Raw genomic sequence first — 16,356 nt, forward strand, 5'->3', positions numbered from 1 at the left:
TGCCCCGGAGTGATCACCCCGCCACCAACGCCGTGGCGGGTCCGGGCTTCCGCGCGCCGACCGCTCCCCACCACCGCAGCAACGACGGAGAGACCACGATGAGGATGACTGCCCTGGCCGGTGTCCTGGCCCTCGGCCTTGCCGGCACCGCCGCCGCGCAGGACCGTTGGGAAATGCCGACCCCCTACCCGGACGGCAACTACCAGACCCAGAACATCCGGACCTTCGCCGACGACGTGAAGGCGGCGACCAACGGCGGGCTGGTGATCCGCGTCCACTCCAACGCCTCGCTGTTCAAGCTGCCGGAAATCAAGCGGGCGGTACAGACCGGGCAGGTGCAGGCGGGCGAGATCCTGCTGTCCACCCTGTCGAACGAGGATCCGATGTTCGAGGCGGACGCCGTTCCCTTCCTGGCGAGCAGCTTCGACGACGCGGCGAAGCTCTACACCGCCACCAAGCCGTTCGTCGAGGAACGGTTGAAGCGCAGCGGCCTGCGGCTGCTGTTCTCGGTTCCCTGGCCGGGGCAGTCGATCTATTCCAAGACACCGGTCAACGGCGCCGCCGATTTCAAGGGCGTGCGGTTCCGCGCCTTCAACAGCACCACCAGCCGGCTTGCCGAGCTGCTGGGCGCCATTCCCGCCACCGTCCAGGTGGCCGAGGTGCCGCAGGCCTTCTCCACCGGCATCATCCAGGCGATGATCACCTCCCCCGCCACCGGCGTGGACGCCCAGGCCTGGGACTTCGTGAAACACTATTACGACGTCCGCGCCTTCCTGCCGAAGAGCGTGGTGTTCGTGAACGAGCGCGCCTTCGCCCGGCTGCCGGCCGACGCGCAGGCGGCGGTCCTGAAGGCGGCCGCCGACGCCGAGGCCCGTGGCTGGGCCACCGCCCGCGCCGTCAACGACGAGCTGATCAACACCCTGCGCAAGCATGGCATGCAGATCCACCAGCCGGGGCCGGTGTTCGCCAAGGAGCTGGCGACCATCGGTTCCACCATGCGCACCGAATGGCTGGCCCGGGTCGGCGGCGACGGCGCCAAGGTGATCGAGGCCTTGCAGAAGAACTGACCCCCGTCCCCACCGACAGTCTTTCCCGATGCGGAGACGCGCCATGCGCCAGCTCGACCGCCTGTACACCGTTGCCGGCTACGCCGCCGCCTTCTTCCTGACCATGATCGCGATCGTCATCCTGGCCCAGATCGGCGGGCGTCTGTTCGGTTTCGTGGTGACCGACGGCGACGAGATCGCCGCCTGGTGCATGGCGTCGTCCAGCTTCCTGGCGCTGGCCCACACCTTCCGGCGCGGCGACCACATCCGCGTCTCGCTGATCATTGATCGGCTGCGGCCCGGTGGCCGACGCGGTGCCGAGCTGTGGTGCCTGGCGGTCGGCAGCGTCGTGACGGCCGTGTTCGCCGTCTACACGGTCGATTTCGTCTGGGGTTCCTTCCTCTACGACGAACGTTCGGTCGGCCGGCTCGCCCTGCCCCTCTGGGTTCCACAGAGCGGCATGGCCGCCGGGGCGGTGCTGATCGCGCTGGCCATGGCCGGGGAGCTGGTCCGGGTGCTGCGTGGCGGGGCCGTGCAGACCACGCTCGACGCCGCCCGCACCGAGTGACCGGACAGCCTCCCCACCCCACCACACCCTTCCTGCTTCGGGACTTGCCGCCATGGATATGCTCTGGATCGCCGCCCTGCTGATGTCGGTGCTTCTGTTCCTGCTGGGAACGGGGCTGTGGGTGGCGCTGTCGCTCTTCACCGTGGCGCTGTTCGCCATGATCGTCTTCACCGACGCGCCGGCCGGAACGATCATGGCCAGCACCACCTGGAGCGCCAGCGCGAGCTGGACGCTCACAGCACTGCCGCTGTTCATCTGGATGGGGGAGATCCTCTACCGCACCCGGCTGTCGCAGGACATGTTCACCGGCCTGTCGCCCTGGCTGCAGCGGGTGCCCGGCCGGCTGCTCCACTCCAACGTGATCGGCTGCGGCATCTTCGCCGCGGTCAGCGGCTCCTCCGCCGCCACCGCGGCCACCATCGGCCGCATCTCGCTGCCCGAACTGCGCCAGCGCGGTTATGAGGAGCGGATGGCGATCGGCTCGCTGGCCGGGGCCGGCACGCTCGGCCTGCTGATCCCGCCGTCGATCATCATGATCGTCTACGGCGTCGCGGCGGAGGTGTCGATCGCCCGGCTGTTCATCGCCGGCATCCTGCCGGGCGTGATCCTGATGCTGCTGTTCTCGGGCTACATCGTGCTGTGGTCCCTGGCGAACCGCTCCAAGGTGCCGGCCGACGGCGAGCGGCTGTCCCTGGCCGAAAAGCTGTGGCGCGGCCGGCTGCTGATCCCGGTCGTGCTGCTGATCGCGGCGGTGATCGGCTCGATCTACGCCGGCATCGCCACGGCGACCGAGGCGGCGGCGGTCGGCGTGCTGGGATCGCTGGTGCTGGCCGCCGTCTCCGGCTCGCTGACCCCGGCGACCTTCCTCGACAGTCTGATGGGAGCGACCCGCACCTCCTGCATGATCGCCTTCATCCTGGCCGGCGCCTCCTTCCTCACCATCGCCATGGGCTTCACCGGCATTCCGGCGGCGCTGGCCGAATGGATCAGCGCCATGCGGCTGTCGCCGCTGGCCCTGCTGGCCGTCCTGACCGCCTTCTTCATCCTGCTGGGCTGCTTCCTCGACGGGATTTCCATGGTGGTGCTGACCACCTCCATCGTCCTGCCCGCCGTGAAGGCCGCCGGCATCGACCTGCTGTGGTTCGGCATCTTCATCGTGCTGGTGGTGGAGATGGCGCAGATCACTCCCCCGGTCGGCTTCAACCTGTTCGTCATCCAGGGTCTGACCGGCCGCAACATCCTCTACATCAGTCGGGCCGCCCTGCCCTTCTTCGGGGTGCTGATGCTCATGACGATCCTGGTCGTGATGGTCCCCGGCATCGTCACCGCCCTGCCCCAGCAGATGCTGGGCCGCTGACCGGCCCGCCCGCGATCCCCCGAGACGCCTTTCCCCCAAGGAGACCTTCCGTGGACACCACCCTTCCCGCCGCCCGCTGGCAGTTCTGGATCGACCGGGGCGGGACCTTCACCGACATCGTCGCCCGGCGGCCCGACGGCCGGCTGGTGACCCACAAGCTCCTGTCGGAGAATCCCGGCCGCTACCCCGACGCCGCACTCCAGGGCATCCGCGACCTGTTGGGCGTGCCTGCCGGCGCGCCGATCCCGGCCGAGCGGATCGAGGCGGTGAAGATGGGCACGACCGTCGCCACCAACGCGCTGCTGGAGCGCAAGGGCGAACCGACCGCGCTGGTCATCACCGAAGGCTTCGCCGACCAGCTCCGCATCGGCTACCAGGCCCGCCCCCACCTGTTCACACGGCGCATCGTTCTGCCGGAACAGCTCTACGACCGCGTGGTGGAGGTGCGGGAGCGGGTGACCGCCGACGGCCGGGTGCTCGCGGTCCCCGACCCGGATGCGGTGGAGCGCGACCTGCGGAGCGTCTTCGACGCCGGCATCCGCTCCGCCGCCATCGTCTTCATGCACGGCTACCGCCACACCGCCCATGAACGGCTGGTGGCCGGCATCGCCCGCCGGATCGGCTTCACCCAGGTCTCGCCGAGCCACGAGGTGAGCCCGCTGATGAAGATCGTCGGGCGCGGCGACACCACGGTGGTCGACGCCTACCTGTCGCCGATCCTGCGGCGCTATGTCGACCGCGTGGCGTCCGAGCTGGACGGCGTGCGGCTGATGTTCATGCAGTCGAACGGGGGGCTGACCGACGCGCGCCTGTTCCAGGGCAAGGACGCGATCCTGTCGGGACCGGCCGGCGGCATCGTCGGCGCGGTGCGCAGCGCCGTCGCGGCCGGCTTCGAGCGCATGGTCGGCTTCGACATGGGCGGCACCTCCACCGACGTGTCGCACTACGCCGGCCAGTACGAGCGCGCGTTCGAGACGCTGGTGGCCGGCGTTCGCATGCGCGTGCCGATGATGCACATCCACACGGTGGCCGCCGGCGGCGGCTCGATCTGCCGCTTCGACGGCACCCGCCTGCGCGTCGGGCCGGAGAGCGCCGGAGCCAACCCCGGCCCGGCCTGCTACCGCCGCGGCGGCCCGCTGACGGTGACCGACTGCAACGTCATGCTCGGCAAGCTGCACCCCGACTTCTTCCCGCGCGTCTTCGGACCCGACACCGACCAGCCGCTCGACGCCGACATCGTCGCCACCCGCTTCGAAGCGCTCGCCGCCGAGGTGTCGGCGGCCACCGGCCGGCGGATGACACCGGTCGAGCTGGCCGAGGGCTTCGTCACCATCGCCGTCGCCACCATGGCGAACGCGATCAAGACCATCTCCGTCCAGCGCGGCTACGACATCACGCGCTACGCGCTCAACTGCTTCGGCGGGGCTGGCGGGCAGCACGCCTGTCTGGTCGCCGACGCGCTGGGCATCGGCACCGTGCTGCTGCACCCGTTCGCGGGCGTGCTGTCGGCCTACGGCATCGGGCTCGCCGACATCGTGGCGATGCGGGAACGCGCGGTGGAGGGGGTGCTGTCGGCCGAAGCGCTGCCGGCCATCGGCGCCCGCCTGGACGAGGCTGCGGCGGAGGCGGTGCGCGAGGTGGCCGGCCAGGGCGTGCCCCCCGGCCGCATCCGGGTGCTGCGCCGCCTGCAGCTGAAATACGAGGGCACGGACACGGCGCTGGAGGTGGAGGACGGGCCGCTCCCGGAGATCGTCGCGCGCTTCGAGGAGGCCCACCAGCGACGCTTCGGCTTCGTCGCACCGGGCAAGACGCTGGTGGTCGAGGCGGTCACGGCCGAGGCTGTGGGAGCGGCGGACGCCGGCGGGAGCGAGCGGATCCTCGTGCCCGGCACGCGGGTCGACACGCTGGCCCCGCTCGGCACCGTCACCGCCCACATGGACGGCCGGCCGCGGGAGACCCGCGTGTTCGACCGCGACGCCATGACCGCCGGCGACCGCGTCCTCGGCCCCGCGATCATCCGCGAGGCCGTCGGCACCACCGTCGTGGAGCCCGGCTGGCGGGCGGAGATGCGGCCCGGCGGCGAGCTGGTGCTGACCCGCGCCGTGCCCCTGCCCGCCCGCGTGGCGGTGGGCACCGACGCCGACCCGATCCTGCTGGAGGTGTTCAACAACCTGTTCATGTCGGTGTCGGAGCAGATGGGGGCGGTGCTCCAGAACACCGCCTATTCGGTCAACATCAAGGAACGGCTGGACTTTTCCTGCGCCGTGTTCGACGGCGACGGCGGGCTGATCGCCAACGCCCCGCACATGCCGGTGCATCTGGGGTCGATGGGGCAGAGCGTCCGCACGGTGATCGAACGCCGCCGCGGCACCATGGTGCCCGGCGACGTGTACATGCTGAACGACCCCTACAACGGCGGCACCCACCTGCCCGACATCACCACGGTCAGCCCGGTCTTCGACCCGGAGGGGCGGGAGGTGCTGTTCTACGTCGCCTCGCGCTGCCATCACGCCGACGTCGGCGGCACCACCCCCGGCTCGATGCCGCCGGACAGCACGAGCATCGAGGAGGAGGGCGCCCTGTTCGACAATCTCCTGGCGGTGGCCGGCGGCCGATTCCAGGAGGCCCAGGTCGTCGCGCGCCTGCGCGCCGGCCCCCACCCCGCCCGCAACATCGACCAGAATCTCGGCGACCTGCGCGCCCAGCTCGCCGCCAACGAGAAGGGGGTCCAGGACCTCCGCAAGATGGTCGGGCATTTCGGGCTGGAGACCGTACGCGCGTACATGCGCCACGTACAGGACAACGCGGAAGAGCAGGTGCGCCGCGCCATCGGCGTGCTGACGGACGGCGCCTTCACGGTGGAGCTGGACAGCGGCGCGATGGTCAAGGTCGCCATCACCATCGACCGCAAGTCCCGATCGGCCAGGGTCGATTTCACCGGCACCAGCGCGCAGCTCGCCAGCAACTTCAACGCGCCGTCGGCGGTGTGCCGGGCGGCGGTTCTGTACGTCTTCCGCACGCTGGTGGACGACGAGATCCCGATGAACGAGGGCTGCCTGAAGCCGATCGAGATCTTGATCCCGGAGGGCTCCATGCTCGCCCCCCGCTACCCGGCGGCGGTGGTGGCCGGCAATGTGGAGACCAGCCAGTGCGTGACCGACGCGCTGTATGGCGCGCTGGGCGTTCTCGCCTCCGCCCAGGGGACCATGAACAACCTGACCTTCGGCAACGAGCGGCACCAGTATTACGAGACGATCTGCGGCGGTTCGGGGGCCGGCGACGGGTTCGACGGGACGGACGCCGTGCACACCCACATGACCAACTCCCGCCTGACCGATCCGGAGGTGCTGGAGTGGCGCTACCCGGTGCTGCTGGAGAGCTTCGGCATCCGCCGCGGCTCGGGCGGCGGTGGACGCTGGCAGGGCGGCGCCGGGGTGGTCCGCCGCATCCGCTTCCTGGAGCCGATGACGGTCGCCATCCTGGCCAACCGCCGCCGGGTGCCGCCCTTCGGTCTGGCCGGTGGTGAGCCGGGACAGACCGGCCGCACCTGGGTGCAGCGGGCCGATGGAACGGTCGAGACGCTGCTGTCCCAGGATCGCCGGGTAATGGCCGCCGGGGACGCGGTGGTCATCGAGACACCGGGCGGCGGGGGTTACGGCCCCCGCTGACCGGGTTGCGGGTGACGGACGGGCGCCGGGTCGGCGGCCCGTCCGTCAGAGGAGCTTGTCGAGCGTGATCGGCAGCTCCCGGATGCGGCGTCCCGTCGCGTTGTGGACGGCGTTGGCGACGGCCGCACCCACGCCGGTGATGCCGATCTCGCCGATGCCGCGGGCACCCAGCGGCGCGCGGGGATCGGGGATGTCGGTGAAGATCACGTCGATCTCCGGCACGTCCATGTGGACGGGCACATGGTACTCGGCCAAGCTGGGGTTCATGATGCGTCCGTTGCGCTCGTCGAACTGCGTCTCCTCCGTCAGGGCGAGCCCCAGCCCCATGATGATGCCGCCGCGGAACTGGCTGGCCGCCGTCCGCGGGTTGAGGATGCGCCCGCAATCGAACGACCCCAGGAAGCGGGAGACACGGATTTCCCCGGTGACCGCATGGACCCGCACCTCGCAGAACTGCGCGCCGTAGGAGTGCATGGAGAAGCTCTGCGTTTCGGTCGGCATCGGCGACTCGCCCTCCGCGCCTACCTCCTCGCGGCCGGCACGGCCGAGGATCGAGGCGTAGCTTTCGAAACGCTCGCGCGACCCCCGGTGGCCGAGGCCCCCGTCCCGCGCCTCCACCTCGTCAACGGTGAGGCCGGCCAGGGGCGAGTCATTGCCGGCGAGCCGCAACAGCTCCTCCAGCAGCGCCAACGTTGCCTCGTGCGCCGCCGCGGCGAGCGTGGCCGTCTGCGAGGAACCACCCGCCATGGTGAAGGCGGGCAGGGCCGTGTCGCCGTGCTGGAAATCGACGCGGTCGACGGACAGGCCGAGCCGGTCGGCGACCACCTGCGTGTGCACGGTGGCGGTCCCCATCCCCATCTCGTGCGCGGCCACAGCGACCACCGCCCGCCCGTCGCGGCCGAGCGTGATGCGGACCCGGCCCCCCGGCATGCGGTAGTAGGGATATGTGGCCGTCGCCACCCCCATGCCGACCAGCCAGTCGCCGTCCCGCACCGCCCCCGGGGCTGCCGCACGCCGCGACCAGCCGAATCGCTCGGCGCCGTCCGCATAGGCCTTGAGAAGCTGCCGTGACGAGAAGGGCCTGCCGCTCGTCGGGTCCGTCTCCGGCTCGATCCGGCGCCGGAACTCGATGGGGTCCAGACCGAGTTCCCCGGCCATCTCGTCGATCGCGCATTCCAGGGCGAAGGTCCCGACCGACTCGCCGGGTGCCCGCATGAAGGTGTTGGCCACCATGTCGATGTCGGCGACGCGCTGCTCGACCCGAATGGTGTCCGCTGCGTAGAGGTGCCGCGCCGGGAAGGTGAATTGTTCCGGGCAGTTGTTGTGGGTGGTCATGGCGGCGGTCCCGGTGTGGACCAGCGCGGCCAGCGTGCCGTCGTCCCGCGCGCCGAGCGCCACCCGCTGCTCCGTCGTCGTGCGCCCGCCGATGACGCGGAAGACATCCCCGCGGGAAAGGGCGAGGCGCACCGGCCGGCCGGCCAGCTTCGCGGCGGCAATGGCGAGAAAATGATGCGACCACGGACCCTTGCTCCCGAACCCGCCACCGACATAGGGCGAGTGGATGCGGATCCGCTCCTCGTCCATCCCGAACACGCCCGCGATCGTGTAGCGGGTCATGTGCAGCATCTGCGTGGCGTCGTGAAGGACGAGGTCGCCACCCTCCCACCAGACGGTGACGGCGTGCGGCTCGATGGCGGAATGGCTGTGGCGCGGCGTCCGGTAGACCCGGTCGATCCGGTGCGGAGCGTTGCGCAGCGCCGTTTCCGCGTCTCCGGTCTCGATGACCGCCGGCTCGCCAAGAACGGTGTCCGGATGACGCCCGACCGCGATGGCCCGTTCGAAGGACAGGCTCGCCGGTTCCTCCCGGTAGGTGACGCGGACGAGCGAGGCGGCATGGTCGGCCTGCTCCTGCGTCTCGGCGACCACCACCGCGACGGGCTCGCCATTCCAGTGGATGGAGGCGTCCTGCATGATCGGCAGACTGCTGGCGCCCGCCGCGCGCGGATCGGTCATGATGACGGCCGGCGGCGCCATGCGCGGCGCGTTGCGGTGGGTCATGACGAGCACCACGCCCGGTGCCGCCTCGGCCGCCGCGGTGTCGAGCGTCGCGATCGCACCGCGGGCGATCGTGGAGGTCACCAGCGCGGCGTAGGCCAGGCGATCCGCCGGCACCTCGGCGGCGAACTGTGCCTCGCCGCGGACCTTGAGCGGCCCGTCGATGCGCGGCAGTGACGTGCCGATGGCCCCGTGCCGGCCGGCCAGCGGATCGCGCCCGCCGTCGGGCGTCCAACGCGTCGCGGTCTGTTCCGGTGTCTTCTGGAGGTCGGTCATGCCGCATCTCCCATGAGCTCGCCGAGCACGGCGGTGATCAGCCGGCGGGCCAGTTCCGGTTTGAAGGCGTTGTCCCTGAGCGGTGCGGCACCGGCGAGCTCCGCGTCGGCCGCGGCGCGGAAGCTCTCCGTGCCGGCCGGGCGCCCCCGCAGCATCTGCTCCGCCCGCTCCGCCCGCCAGGGCTTGTGGGCGACACCGCCAAGCGCCAGACGGACGTCGCGGACCGTGCCGTCCTCGGCGAGATCGAGCGCCGCTGCCACCGAGACGAGCGCGAAGGCGTAGCTCGCGCGGTCCCGCACCTTCCGGTAGGTCGAGCGCTGCGCCCAGGGCAGCGGCGGCAGGACGACCGCGGTGATGAGCTCGCCGGGGCCGAGGACCGTGTCGAGGTCCGGGCGGTCCCCCGGCAGCCGGTGCAGGTCGGTCAGGGGGATCGTCCGCCGCCCGCCCGGTCCTTCCAACTCGACCAGCGCGTCGAGGGCGGCCAGCGCCACGCACATGTCCGACGGGTGCGTCGCCACGCAGTAGGCGGAGGCGCCGAGAATGGCGTGCATACGGTTGAACCCGTCGATGGCGTCGCAGCCGGCACCGGGCGTGCGCTTGTTGCAGCGGACGGTCCCGTCGTAGAAGTAGGCGCAGCGCGTCCGTTGCAGGATGTTGCCGCCCACGGTCGCCATGTTGCGGATCTGCGCCGACGCGCCGGCGAGGATGGCGCGCGCCAGCATCGGGTAACGCGCGCGCACCGCCCGGTGCTCGGCGACGGCCGTGTTCCGCACAGCCGCCCCGATCCTCAGCGACCCGTCCTGGGATTCCTCGATCGCGCCCGGAAGCCCGGTGACGTCGACGAGCGCACCGGGCCGCTCGGCACCCTCGCGCATCAGGTCCACGAGGTTCGTGCCGCCGCCGAGATACTTGGTCGCGGCATCCGCGCCCAGGCGGATCGCCTCGGCGGCGTCGTGCGCACGCGTGTAGGTGAAGGGGATCACCGGCCACCTCCCGCGCAGGCATCGAGAATCGCGTCGACGATCCCGTTGTGGGCGCCGCAGCGGCACAGGTTGCCGCTCATCCGCTCGCGGATTTCGTCGCGTGTCAGCGGCATGCTGTCCGCCTCGAGGTCGGCCGTGACGGCGCTGGGCAGCCCGCGGCGCGCCTCGGCCGCCATGCCGAGGGCGGAACAGAGCTGCCCCGGCGTGCAGTAGCCGCACTGGAAACCGTCATGCGCAATGAAGGCCGCCTGGAGCGGGTGCAACGCCCCGTCCTCCGCCAGGCCTTCGACGGTGGTGACCGAGCGTCCCTCGTACTGCACCGCGAGCGCGAGGCAGGAAATGATGCGCTCGCCATCGACCAGCACCGAGCAGGCCCCGCAGGCGCCCTGGTTGCAGCCCTTCTTGGTCCCGGTGAGCAGCAGCCGTTCGCGCAGCAGGTCGAGCAGCGACACGCGGGGGTCGCCCGGCAGCTCGACCGGATTGCCGTTGACGTTGATTGACATGACACCTCCGACCGGACACACGCGATGCACGACGCGGGCACGGTTGCCGGCGCGCCGCCACGATAACCCTCGGCCGACGCCCGACGTTCCCGGCAATCCCGCCCGCGGACGTCGCTGTGATCGCCCTCGCCGCCGGCTCTTTGTATGCGATTGACTTGCAATTGCTCGTTTGATAACGGTGACTGATCGAACGATCAATCAGGGGCGGCTCGGACATGATGGCGGGTGGATCGCAGTCAAAGCGGAATACGGTCGTGTTGGAGAGCCGCCGGTTTTGCCTGCTGTTGGCGGCCTTGCTGTCCGGCACCGCCCTGCCGGCCGCAGCCCAGGAGGCGCCCACGGTCCTCGACCCCGTCCTGGTCACCGGCGAGCGCCGGGAGCAGTCGCTGCAGCGCGCGCTGTCCAGCGTGTCGGTGACCTCGGAGGAGGAGATCGAGCGGCGGCCCAACACCGATGTCTTCTCCGTGCTGCAGGGCGTGCCGAACCTCACGGCCACCACGGCGGTCGGTGCGCCGGCGATCCGCGGCATGGAGACGAGCGGCGCCGGCGGGTTGCCGAGCGGCGTCACCCAGGGCACCCTGCCCCGCGCGCCCCTCATCGTGGACGAGATCGCCCGGCCGGCGGCGCTGGCCAACACCAGCTTCACCAGCCTGTGGGACGTGGAGCAGGTGGAGGTGTTGCGCGGCCCGCAATCCACGCTGCGCGGGCGCAACGCCATCGCCGGCGCCTTCGTGGTGAAAACCAAGGACCCGACCTTCGAGCCGGAGGCCGCCGTCCGTGCCGGCCTGTCCTTCGACGAATACGGCGGTCCGAATTATACGGCGGCCGGGATGGTGTCGGGCGGCGTGGTGAAGGACCGCCTGGCGCTGCGCCTCACCACCGAGCACGAGGGCGGCCACGCGCCCATGACCATCACCAACGTGCCGGCCGGTGTGGATGGCGACAAGCAGACCCGCTTCGACCAGACGCGCATCCGCGCCAAGGCGCTGCTCACCCCCGGCGGAGCGGCGGAAGACCTGCAGGTCATGGCGATCGGCGAGGTGCAGACCGGAACCGTGCCGGCCAACCGCTACACCGTGGTGGGACCGCCGATCAACCGGCGGGAGTTCGAGGACCGCAGCTACCCCTACGGCACCTCGGGCGGACAGCGGGTGTTCGACACGCTGGCCTGGACTGCGGGCCTCGACGCCACCTATTGGCTTGGCGGGAACAGCCGGCTGCGCTCCATCACCAGCTACGTCCGCGACCACTACGAAAGCGCCAACCGCCAGAGCGACCCCACGATCTTCCATGTGACCGAGCAACTGTTCAACCAGGACCTGCTGTACGAGTTCGGCAGCGAGACCAGCGCCACCAGCGGTCTGGTCGGTCTGAACGCCAGCGAGCGCTGGCAGGACATCGACGTGCGCCGGCTGACCACCGCGTCGGGGCGCTCCTCCTCCCAGGCGCTGTTCGCCGACATTCGCCACCGGCTGGGCGAGCGGGTGCAGGTGGTGGCGGGGGCGCGGCTGAACCGCAATGTGGACGACCGCGACCAGCTCTCCCTGGTGCGCGCGGCCTCCACCAGCTACGACAAGACGGAGATCACCCTCCTTCCCAAGCTGGGTGTCAGCTACGATCTCGACGCGAACCAGACCGTCGGCGCGACGGCGCGGCGCGGCTACAACCCGGGCGGCGGTTCCGTCAACTTCTTCACCGGCCAGCCCTACACCTTCGACTCCGAACGGGTCTGGACCTTCGAGACGGTGTACCGCTCGCAATGGCTGGATGGACGCGCGACGCTGAACGCGACCGCCTTCTACAATCTGCACGACGATCCCCAGCTCTACATCCAGCGCGCCGCCGGCAACCTCACCAGCCTGGAGGTGGTGAACGCGCCGGAGGGCCGCTCCTACGGCCTGGAGGTGGAGGCGTCCGCCCGCGTTGCGCCCAGCCTGATGCTGACCGCCGGGATCGGCCTGCTGCGCACCGAAGTGACGGAGGCGCCCACCGGCAACCCCGCCATCGACGGCAACCGTTTCGGCCGGGACCCGTCCTTCACCGGGTCGGTCGGTGCGGTGTGGACGCCGCTTCCCGGCCTGTCGGTGGATGGCCGCGTGTCCTACGTGTCCGCCTACTACAGTGACGTGAACAACCTGTCGGCGGAGCGGGTGGGCGATTATGTGCTGGTGGACGCAGGCGTCAGCTACACAGTCGGCAGCCTGACCACGCGGCTGTACGTCAATAACCTGACGGACGAGTTGGCGTACACCCGCCGCATCTCCACCAATTACGCCGACCTGACGCCGCCCCGCACGGTGGGCGTCGAGGCGACGGTCCGGTTCTGATGACGGCGTCGGCAAGCGGACCTTGCGGATGAGGGCCGGCTCGATGCCCCCGGTGCTGACCGTCTTTCTCCGGCTGGTCGCCATGATGCAGCGGCGGCGCGGGCCGCTGATCGTGTCGGTGGCGGCGGGCACGCTGGCCGCCCTGCTCTCCCTGTCCCCCCACATCGCGGTGGCGCTGACGCTGGTGGAGCTGTTCGACGGGACCCCGGACGGCGGGCGGATCGGCCTGTACGCGCTCCTCGGCGCCATCGGGGTGGTCGGGCGGCATCTGGCATACGGGCTGGCGATGCTGGTGTCGCACCGCGTCGCCTACGCCACCCAGTACGAGCTGCGCCGGTCCCTGGCCGGGAAGTTGGCCCGGGTGCCGCTCGGCTTCTTCGACCAACGCGCCAAGGGCGCGCTGCGCACGACGCTGCTGAATGATGTGGACATGGCGGAGGACGGCATGGCCCATCTGGTGCCGGAGACGCTGGCCGCCCTGCTGACCCCGTTGCTGGCCTTCGCCGCCATGGCGACACTCGACTGGCGTCTGGCGCTGCTCGTGCTGGCGCCGACCGCGACGGGGGTGTGGCTCGTCGGCGCCCTGATGCGGCGCGGCGGGGAGGTGACCCGTCGCTATCAGGCCATGAGCGCGCGCATGGCCCATGTCGCGGCCGAATTCGCCGAAGGGCTGCCGACCCTGCGCTCCTTCAACCAGAGCAATCAGGCGCTGGAGCGGGCGCGGACCGCCTTTGCCGGATACACGGCACTCGCCATCGACTGGCTGCGCCGGTCGGTGGCCCCCGCCGCTGTCGCCCAGCTCTTCCTGGTTGGAAACCTGATGCTGGTGGCCCCGGCCGGGGTGCTGATGCACGCCGATGGGATGATCGCCACCGACACGCTGATCGTGTTCCTGGTGCTGTCCATCGGCTTCGGCGACCTGTTCGCCGGCATCGCCGGGCTGGCGCACCGTCTGACCCGGCAGGTCGCGGTTCTCGACCGCATCGACGGCATCCTGGAGGCGCCGGAACTGCCGGTGCCGGCCATGCCCCTGCTGCCGGCGGACGGTTCCGTCGAATTCCGTGATGTCGGCTTCTCCTACGGCGGGCGGCGCGTGCTGGATGGCGTGAGCTTCCGGGTGGAGCCCGGCCGTTGCCTAGCCCTGGTCGGTCCGAGCGGATCCGGCAAATCCACCATCGCCAAGCTGATCGCGCGATTCCACGATGTGGAGGAGGGAAGCGTTCTGGTCGGCGGGACCGATGTCCGGTGCATGGCCCCCGATGGCCTGCACGCCCATGTCGCCATGGTGTTCCAGGACGTGTTCCTGTTCGCCGGCACGGTGCGGGACAACATCCGCCTGGGCCGGCCGGACGCCGGACACGACGCGGTGGTCGCCGCCGCGGTGGCGGCCGGCGCGCACGGCTTCATCACGCGGCTGCCCCAGGGCTACGACACGCCGCTGGGGGAGCTGGGCCAGGGTCTGTCCGGCGGAGAGCGGCAACGGCTGTCCATCGCCCGCGCCATCCTGAAGGACGCCCCCATCCTGGTGCTGGACGAGGCCACCGCCTTCGCCGACGCGGAGAACGAGGCGCTGATCCAGGACGCGGTCGCCCGGCTCGCCGCCGGGCGGACGGTGATCGTCATCGCGCACCGGCTGTCGACCATCGTGCACGCCGACGAGATCCTGGTGCTCGACGGCGGCCGTGTGGTCGAGCGGGGTCGGCACGCCGCGCTGGTCGCGGCGGACGGCGTCTACGCGGCTCTGTGGCACGCCCATGAGGAGGCGCACCGCTTCCACCACGGCGGCGGGCGGTTGGCGGAGGCGGCGCCATGAGGGTGATGGCGCTGCTCTGGCGCTTCCTGGGTCCCGACCGCTGGCGCTTCGCCCTCGGGCTCGCGCTCACCTTCCTCGAAGGCATCGTCGCCGCCGTGCCGGCCCTGCTCGTCGGGGTCGCGGTCGCGGCCATGGGCGGCGGCGGATTGTCGGGCACGGAGCTGGCACTGGTCGCGGCCGGGGTGCCGGCGGCCTTCGCCCTGCGCCTCGCGCTGCTGTTGGCGGCGCGCACCGGCGCCTTTCCCGCCGGGGCGCTGGCGAGCGAGCGGCTTCGCCTGGCGCTGCTCGACCATATGCGGCGGGTGCCGCTCGCCACCGCAAGGCGCTGGAGGCCCTCCCGGCTGGGGACGCTGGTGTCCGACGACGCCCACTGGGTGGGCGAGGCCGGGCGGATGACGCTCTTCCTCCTGCTGGCCGGGCTCGGCGCGGCCGTGGTTCTGCTGGCGGTCATGGTGGCCGCCGCGCCGCCGGTCGGGCTTCCCGTGGTGGTGGCGATCGGCCTCGGACTGGTCGCCTTCGCCCGCGGTGACCGGGTGGTGCGTGGCGTCGCCCGCGCACGCACGGGTGCGCTGGCCGAGGCGACGGCGCGGGTCGGGGAATACGCCGACGGCATTCCGGTCTTCCGCAGCTTCGGCCGGACCGGCTTCGCGCTCACCGCGCTCGAGACGGCGGTCGCCACCATGCGGGACCTTGGCACCCGCTCCCTAACGCCCTTCGCGGTCGCCATGCAGGCCGGGCGGATCATCGTCGATCTGGGGCTGCTGGCGGCGCTTGGTCTGGTGGCGCTGCGCGCCGCCGATGGGGTGGAACTGGGGCCGCTGGCGTTCGCCACGCTGCTCGCCTTCGTCGCTACGGAACTGTTCGTCGGCACGCTGGCCGGGCAGCTCGTGCGTTACCGCATGGCGGAGCGGGCGGAGCGCGAGGTCCGGCGGTTCCTCGCCGAGCCGGTGCCGGCGCATACGGCGGTCGCGGTGCCGGCGTCCCACGACATCGTCTTCGACCGCGTCAGCTTCGCCTATTCCGGCGACCGCGGCCTAGCACTCGACGGCGTCAGCTTCGCCCTGCCCGCCGGGTCGGTGACCGCCATCGTCGGCCCGAGCGGCGCCGGCAAGAGCACCATCGCCAATCTGCTGGCCCGCCAGGACGATCCGTCCGCCGGCACCGTCGGGATGGGCGGCATCGATCTGCGGGACATGGATCCGGCGGCACTCGGCCGGGCGGTGTCGGTGGTGTCGCAGGATGTGTTCCTGTTCCGCGACACGCTGCGGGCGAACCTGCTGCTCGGCGACCCGTCGGCGGACGAGCGCCGGCTGGCCGCCGCCGTGGCCGCGGCCCGGTTGGACGAGCTGGTTGCCGCCCTGCCACAGGGGCTCGACACGCCGCTGGGCGATGGCGGGCGCACGCTGTCCGGCGGCGAGCGTCAACGCGTGGCCATCGCCCGCGCCATCCTGAAGGACTCGCCCGTCCTTGTGCTGGACGAAGCCACCTCGGCCATCGACCCGGTGACCGAACGCGCCCTGCAGGCCGGCATCGCCGCGCTGGAGCGGGGCCGGACGCTGCTGGTCATCGCCCATCGGCTGCGCACGGTCCGGCACGCCGACGCCATCCTCGTACTGGACGGGGGGCGCATCGTCGAGCGCGGCAGACACACCGACCTGCTCGCCGCGGGCGGCGTCTACGCCCGCCTGTGGCGCGCGCAGGAACGCTCGTCCTCCTGGACCCTCCGCCCGCCACCCGCAGCCCGACCGGAGTGATCCCGG

At 71.3% G+C, this 16,356-nt stretch carries 10 protein-coding genes; 7 read left to right on the forward strand and 3 right to left on the reverse strand.

Annotated features, from left to right (window positions below; genetic code table 11):
• The first annotated feature begins 98 nt into the window (after positions 1 to 98).
• Genes HL658_RS14745 through HL658_RS14760 form a run of 4 tightly spaced genes read left to right on the forward strand, consistent with a single transcriptional unit; the run spans position 99 to position 6,639 of the window.
• On the forward strand, positions 99 to 1,067 hold the full coding sequence (locus HL658_RS14745; protein ID WP_180282846.1) for a TRAP transporter substrate-binding protein: 969 nt from the start codon (positions 99 to 101) through the stop codon (positions 1,065 to 1,067).
• 43 nt (positions 1,068 to 1,110) lie between these two features.
• Positions 1,111 to 1,614 (forward strand): TRAP transporter small permease, encoded by a 504-nt coding sequence (locus HL658_RS14750; protein ID WP_180282847.1) that lies wholly within the window; start codon positions 1,111 to 1,113, stop codon positions 1,612 to 1,614.
• A 52-nt stretch (positions 1,615 to 1,666) separates the two neighbouring features.
• A complete protein-coding gene (locus HL658_RS14755; protein WP_180282848.1) occupies positions 1,667 to 2,971 on the forward strand; it encodes a TRAP transporter large permease in 1,305 nt (434 codons plus the stop codon).
• Positions 2,972 to 3,021: 50 nt separating this feature from the next.
• A complete protein-coding gene (locus HL658_RS14760) occupies positions 3,022 to 6,639 on the forward strand; it encodes a hydantoinase B/oxoprolinase family protein (RefSeq protein ID WP_180282849.1) in 3,618 nt (1,205 codons plus the stop codon).
• A 45-nt stretch (positions 6,640 to 6,684) separates the two neighbouring features.
• Here the strand turns inward: HL658_RS14760 and HL658_RS14765 are convergent, their stop codons facing one another.
• Genes HL658_RS14765 through HL658_RS14775 form a run of 3 tightly spaced genes read right to left on the reverse strand, consistent with a single transcriptional unit; the run spans position 6,685 to position 10,456 of the window.
• The gene (locus HL658_RS14765; protein WP_180282850.1) at positions 6,685 to 8,970 is read right to left on the reverse strand and encodes a xanthine dehydrogenase family protein molybdopterin-binding subunit; all 2,286 of its coding nucleotides are present in this window, start codon (positions 8,968 to 8,970) and stop codon (positions 6,685 to 6,687) included.
• Positions 8,967 to 9,953 carry an FAD binding domain-containing protein gene (locus HL658_RS14770; RefSeq protein ID WP_180282851.1) on the reverse strand — a complete coding sequence of 329 codons (987 nt, stop codon included), beginning with the start codon at positions 9,951 to 9,953 and terminating at the stop codon, positions 8,967 to 8,969. The genes HL658_RS14765 and HL658_RS14770 overlap by 4 nt, the downstream gene beginning before the upstream one ends.
• Positions 9,950 to 10,456, reverse strand: coding sequence for a 2Fe-2S iron-sulfur cluster-binding protein (locus tag HL658_RS14775; protein ID WP_180282852.1), 507 nt, complete (start codon positions 10,454 to 10,456; stop codon positions 9,950 to 9,952). The genes HL658_RS14770 and HL658_RS14775 overlap by 4 nt, the downstream gene beginning before the upstream one ends.
• Before the next feature lie 254 nt (positions 10,457 to 10,710).
• Here HL658_RS14775 and HL658_RS14780 point away from each other — a divergent pair, with 254 nt between their 5' ends.
• The 3 genes from HL658_RS14780 to HL658_RS14790 are packed head-to-tail and all read left to right on the forward strand — an operon-like array spanning position 10,711 to position 16,350.
• Positions 10,711 to 12,783: a TonB-dependent receptor plug domain-containing protein gene (locus tag HL658_RS14780; protein ID WP_180282853.1), complete on the forward strand. Its 2,073-nt coding sequence runs from the start codon at positions 10,711 to 10,713 to the stop codon at positions 12,781 to 12,783.
• Positions 12,784 to 12,811: 28 nt separating this feature from the next.
• Positions 12,812 to 14,596, forward strand: coding sequence for an ABC transporter ATP-binding protein (locus HL658_RS14785; RefSeq protein ID WP_180282854.1), 1,785 nt, complete (start codon positions 12,812 to 12,814; stop codon positions 14,594 to 14,596).
• Positions 14,593 to 16,350, forward strand: coding sequence for an ABC transporter ATP-binding protein (locus HL658_RS14790; RefSeq protein WP_180282855.1), 1,758 nt, complete (start codon positions 14,593 to 14,595; stop codon positions 16,348 to 16,350). Before HL658_RS14785 ends, HL658_RS14790 begins: the two co-directional genes overlap by 4 nt.
• Positions 16,351 to 16,356 lie beyond the last annotated feature (6 nt).

The sequence above is a fragment of the Azospirillum oleiclasticum genome, from assembly GCF_013423485.1.
GTDB classification, from domain to species: domain Bacteria; phylum Pseudomonadota; class Alphaproteobacteria; order Azospirillales; family Azospirillaceae; genus Azospirillum; species Azospirillum oleiclasticum.

Coding starts and splice junctions, on each gene's coding strand:
- HL658_RS14745 (WP_180282846.1), top strand. CDS start 99: ATGAGGATGACTGCCCTGGCCGGTGTCCTGGCCCTCGGCCTTGCCGGC.
- HL658_RS14750 (WP_180282847.1), top strand. CDS start 1,111: ATGCGCCAGCTCGACCGCCTGTACACCGTTGCCGGCTACGCCGCCGCC.
- HL658_RS14755 (WP_180282848.1), top strand. CDS start 1,667: ATGGATATGCTCTGGATCGCCGCCCTGCTGATGTCGGTGCTTCTGTTC.
- HL658_RS14765 (WP_180282850.1), bottom strand. CDS start 8,970: ATGACCGACCTCCAGAAGACACCGGAACAGACCGCGACGCGTTGGACG.
- HL658_RS14775 (WP_180282852.1), bottom strand. CDS start 10,456: ATGTCAATCAACGTCAACGGCAATCCGGTCGAGCTGCCGGGCGACCCC.
- HL658_RS14785 (WP_180282854.1), top strand. CDS start 12,812: ATGAGGGCCGGCTCGATGCCCCCGGTGCTGACCGTCTTTCTCCGGCTG.
- HL658_RS14790 (WP_180282855.1), top strand. CDS start 14,593: ATGAGGGTGATGGCGCTGCTCTGGCGCTTCCTGGGTCCCGACCGCTGG.